Annotated in this window: 3 protein-coding genes; 2 read left to right on the top strand and 1 reads right to left on the bottom strand. The window is 42.4% G+C overall.

The window, feature by feature from the left end; genetic code table 11:
* A partial coding sequence (locus J6U00_RS07690; protein ID WP_296580738.1) for an endo-1,4-beta-xylanase occupies positions 1 to 3,561 on the top strand: 3,561 nt, incomplete at its 5' end.
* A gap of 262 nt (positions 3,562 to 3,823) precedes the next feature.
* On the top strand, positions 3,824 to 4,018 hold the full coding sequence (locus J6U00_RS07685) for an alpha/beta-type small acid-soluble spore protein (RefSeq protein WP_296580735.1): 195 nt from the start codon (positions 3,824 to 3,826) through the stop codon (positions 4,016 to 4,018).
* A 66-nt stretch (positions 4,019 to 4,084) separates the two neighbouring features.
* Here J6U00_RS07685 and J6U00_RS07680 read toward each other — a convergent pair whose 3' ends face one another.
* A complete protein-coding gene (locus tag J6U00_RS07680; protein ID WP_296580733.1) occupies positions 4,085 to 4,657 on the bottom strand; it encodes a helix-turn-helix transcriptional regulator in 573 nt (190 codons plus the stop codon).
* Positions 4,658 to 4,755: the final 98 nt, after the last annotated feature.

The raw sequence follows: 4,755 nt of genomic DNA, 5'->3' as shown, positions 1-4,755 counted from the left end.
TTTACCTGCTCATGGAGCAACATTGAAAACTTCCTTGCACGTATGGGCAAGAACTTCGACAGCAAGAAGAGAAACTACAAGGATATAGGAGATATCAAGCTTTCATACCATGTTGAGTACGCTCCAAGAGGAAATTCGTATATGTGTGTATACGGCTGGACAAGAAATCCCCTTGTTGAGTATTATATAGTTGAAGGCTGGGGAGACTGGCGTCCACCCGGAGACGGAGCAGAGAGAAAGGGTTCTGTAACACTCAATGGCAATACCTATGATATCGCCAAGACAATGCGTTACAATCAGCCCTCGCTTGACGGTACAGCTACTTTCCCGCAGTACTGGAGCGTTCGCCAGACCAGCGGTTCAAGAAATAATACAACAAACTACATGATTGGCACTGTCAACGTATCTGGGCACTTTGACGCATGGTCAAAGGCGGGTCTTGATATGTCAGGTACTCTTTATGAAGTATCACTTAACATTGAAGGCTACAGATCAGATGGCTCCGCAAATGTAAAGAGCATTTCTTTAGCCATAGGGCCGCGTCCTGATCCTGATGACCATAAATACAACGGTGGTCAGCAAGAGTCAGGCCTTGATATAGGCAACTTCGACTGGAGTCAATTTGGTGGTGGCCAGCAGGGGGAATTTGAGTTCAGCGGCAGTCAGCAGGAAGTCGATTTTGATATGGACGACTTCGACTGGAGTCTGATTGGTGGTGACCAGCAGAACGCTAGCTCTGACATGGGCAACTTCGACTGGAGTCAGTTCCAACCCGATTTCAACTTCAGCGAAATGGTCGGTGGTAATTGGGATAGCATAAACGGCGACTTCGATTTTGACGGCAATGACAACAGCGGCGGTAATGCAGGCGGCGAAAAAGACACAGATTATAAGGGCGAAGACTGTGTTGTGGGTGAAACACGTCCCCGGAACATTAACTACACCTATGAGTTGGGCGGCGACGGATTCAAGGATTATATGGGACCGTACTTCTGCCTTGGAGCTGCTGTACAGGGCAATGAAATTAACAACTCAGCGACTCAGGAATTCATCAAGAAGAATTTTAACTCTATAACCTGTCTGAACGAAATGAAGCCTGATTCTATCATTAAGAGCGTAGATGGTGATGAAGTCGATATAAGCCTTAAATCGGCAGACAATATCCTTAAATTCGCAGAGGAGAACGGCATCGGCGTTCGTGGACATACCTTCGTATGGTACAGCCAGACACCTACTTACTTCTTTCAGGACAATCACGAATATGTTTCAAAGGAGCGCATGAACAAGCGCCTTGAGAGCATGATAAAAAATACATTTGCTCAAATCAAGTCCGATTATCCTGACTTACAGCTCCATTCTTATGACGTGTGCAACGAGTTATTCGTTAACGACGGCGGCGGAATGAGACCTGCAAACAACTCCAATTGGACAAGAGTATACGGCGAAGGCAACTCAGAGTTCGTTGTAAACGCATTCAAGTATGCAAGATGGTATGCTCCCAGGAATTGTATGCTTTATCTCAGCGATTATAATGAGTATATGAGCGATAAGACAGACGATATTATAAATATGGTCAAGAACATCATGAAAGAGGGAGACTACATCGACGGTATCGGAATGCAGGCTCACCTTGATTCAAGGTATCCTTCGGCAAGTGAGTTTGAAACAGCTATAGAGAAGTTTGAGTCACTCGGACTTGACATTCAACTTACAGAGCTTGATATCACGAACAGCACAGGTACTTACGATCAGCTTTATCCTCAGATCTTTGAGGTAGCTATGAAGCACTCTAAGAACATCTCCTGCGTGACCCTCTCGGGAACAACCGATGGGATTATCTGGAGGACCGACTACGGTTCACGGCTTCCGTTCATAAACTACCAGCCCAGGCCATTCTACAATGACATTATAGCTCTTGCTGACAAGATAGATCATCCTGTAACTGCAACTACAACAACTATAACTTCGACTACCACCACCACTACCACAACAACTACTACCAATACCACTACAACAGCAGTAGATGCTGTCAATCTTAAGGAACTTCTTAATTCAAAGGTTTCAAAGTGGGGCGATGCTAACTTCGACGGCGATATTGATATGGGTGATGCTGTAATTATAATGCAGTCCCTTGCTAATCCAAACAAGTATCATCTCTCAGATCAAGGCAAGTACAATGCAGACGTTTATGAGGCAGGTGGTGGTGTTACAACAAATGACGCTTCTACTATCCAGAAGTACCTCTTAGGACTTATCAAGTCACTTCCAGAGAGCTATTCATCAAGCATTAATACAGTTCAGACAGCAACTACAACTAAGGCTACCACGACCACAACAACTACTAAAGCTACTACGACTACAACAACTACTAAGGCTACTACGACTACAACTAATACTGAGGTTACTACAACAACTGTTGTTGTAAAAAATGTAGCAGATCACCAGAACCTTAACTACACCTACGATAAAGGCGGCGATGGCTTCAAGGATCACATGGGACCATACTTCCGTCTAGGTGTTGTTGTAAGCGGAAATGAGATTGCTAACTCACAGGCTCAGCAGTTTATCAAGAAAAATTACAACTCTATTACCTGTGAAAACGAAATGAAACCTGATTCTATCATTAAGAGCGTTAACGGTGATGAAGTAGATATAAGCCTAAGTCAGGCAAACAATATCCTTAAGTTTGCAGAGCAGAACGGCATCGGAGTTCGTGGCCATACGTTTGTATGGTACAGCCAGACACCTAATTACTTCTTTCAGGACAATTACGAATATGTTTCTAAGGATCGTATGAACAAGCGCCTTGAGAGCATGATCAAGAATACATTTAGCGCTCTTAAGAGTCAGTTCCCGAATCTTCAGGTACACTCCTATGACGTTTGTAACGAGCTATTCGTTAACGACGGCGGCGGAATGAGACCTGAAACTAACTCCAACTGGACAAGAGTGTATGGCGAAGGAAACTCAGAGTTCGTTGTAAATGCATTCAAGTATGCAAGACAGTATGCTCCTAAGGATTGTAAGCTTTATCTTACCGATTATAACGAGTACATGAGTGCAAAGACGGACGATCTTATAAATATGGCTAAGACAATCATGAAAGAAGGCGACTATATCGACGGTATTGGAATGCAGGCTCACCTTGATTCAAAATATCCTTCGGCAAGTGAGTTTGAAACAGCTGTAAAGCAGTTTGAGTCACTTGGACTTGACATTCAGATTACAGAGCTCGACATCACGAACAGCACTGGTACTAACGGTAAGCTTTATCCTCAGATCTTTGAGGTAGCTATGAGGCACGCTAAGAATATCTCCTGTGTAACTCTCTCGGGAACAACAGACGAGAGGAGCTGGAGATATCGTGAGAACGGTGGTTCACCACTTCCTTTCAGCAACTACCAGCCTAAGTCATTTTACAACGACATTATAACTCTTGTTCATAAGGGTATGACAAAGACGATAACTACGACTACAACTATCACAACAACTAATACCAAGGTTACTACAACAACTGTTGCTGTAAATAACGGCGATAATGATGATGCTCAGGTACAGTAAGGCAAGGCTCATGGCAAGACAATAGACGGCGGACAGATTCATATTAGAGTAAAATAATTTACTGATAATAAAATGCCAGTCACTGGATCAGAGGCTGGCATTTTTGTAAAAATGCTCAAATTTTTAACAAGCAATTAAAACATAGACTGTAAAAAACTAAGTCCATTTTTGATTTTCGAACATTAATTTCCATGTTTTAAAGGAATTATTGCGGTCATAATACTATCACGGCATCAATAATTCTTTTTAAGGAGATAATGCAATGAGCAATAACAATAATAAAGGCGTAATGACAGAAAAGGGCAGAGAAGCACTTGAAAGATTCAAGATGGAGTCTGCAAATGAGCTCGGTATCAACCTCAAGCAGGGTTACAACGGTGATCTTACTTCCCGTGAGGCTGGTTCAATCGGAGGAAGTATGGTAAAAAAGATGATCGACTCTTACAAGATGCAGTAAGACCTTTATATTATGAAATAAGTGCAGCAGTGAAAATTGCTGCACTTTTTGATGCCCATAGGTATATTATTTGAAAAACATGTATGCACATACTGCAACTGCGATAAAGCCGAATACCGCACCGCATATAACTTTTACAGGTGGACTGCTTATGCTCTTGATACGTTCTGCAGATATTTCGTCAAGTGGCTTGCCCTCCATGAAAGCCTTTATCTCCTTGTAGGTCTGGAGGTTGTTAGCCTTCTTCATTTTTTCGACCTTTATGGCAGTGAACATAGATGCGGCGAACAGTATGCCCCATATCACTCCACCCAGCCAGCCAAGATATTTTATAAGCGGTATAATAGATACAACGACTGCTAGATACTCGACTGTAAGCAGGCATGCCATTACATTAAATTTCTTCAAGTCCTTTTTTTCGATTTCATTTTTCATAGATTCAACATCTCCTTTAACTAATTCGTCAAGAGAAATATTGAAAAGATTTCCAAGCAGTAGAAGACTGTGTATGTCCGGGTAGCTATTGCCATTTTCCCAGTTTGAAATGGTCTGGCGGCTGACGTAAGCTTTTTCAGCGAGAGCCTCCTGTGACCAGTTCAGCTTTCCGCGGTACTTTTTGATCTGATTTCCTATCTCCATTTTTTCCTCCTTGGAGTTTTTCCTCCTTACTGATACCAGTTGGGAGAAAGTTCTATAAATATATTTTTACATTGACCGAAAAAGCTGTCAAAATGTTT

It is taken from the genome of Ruminococcus sp. (genome assembly GCF_017650195.1).
GTDB lineage: Bacteria > Bacillota > Clostridia > Oscillospirales > Ruminococcaceae > Ruminococcus.
Note: the sequence above shows the minus strand (reverse complement) of the source record. Positions and strands in the feature narration are given on the sequence as shown.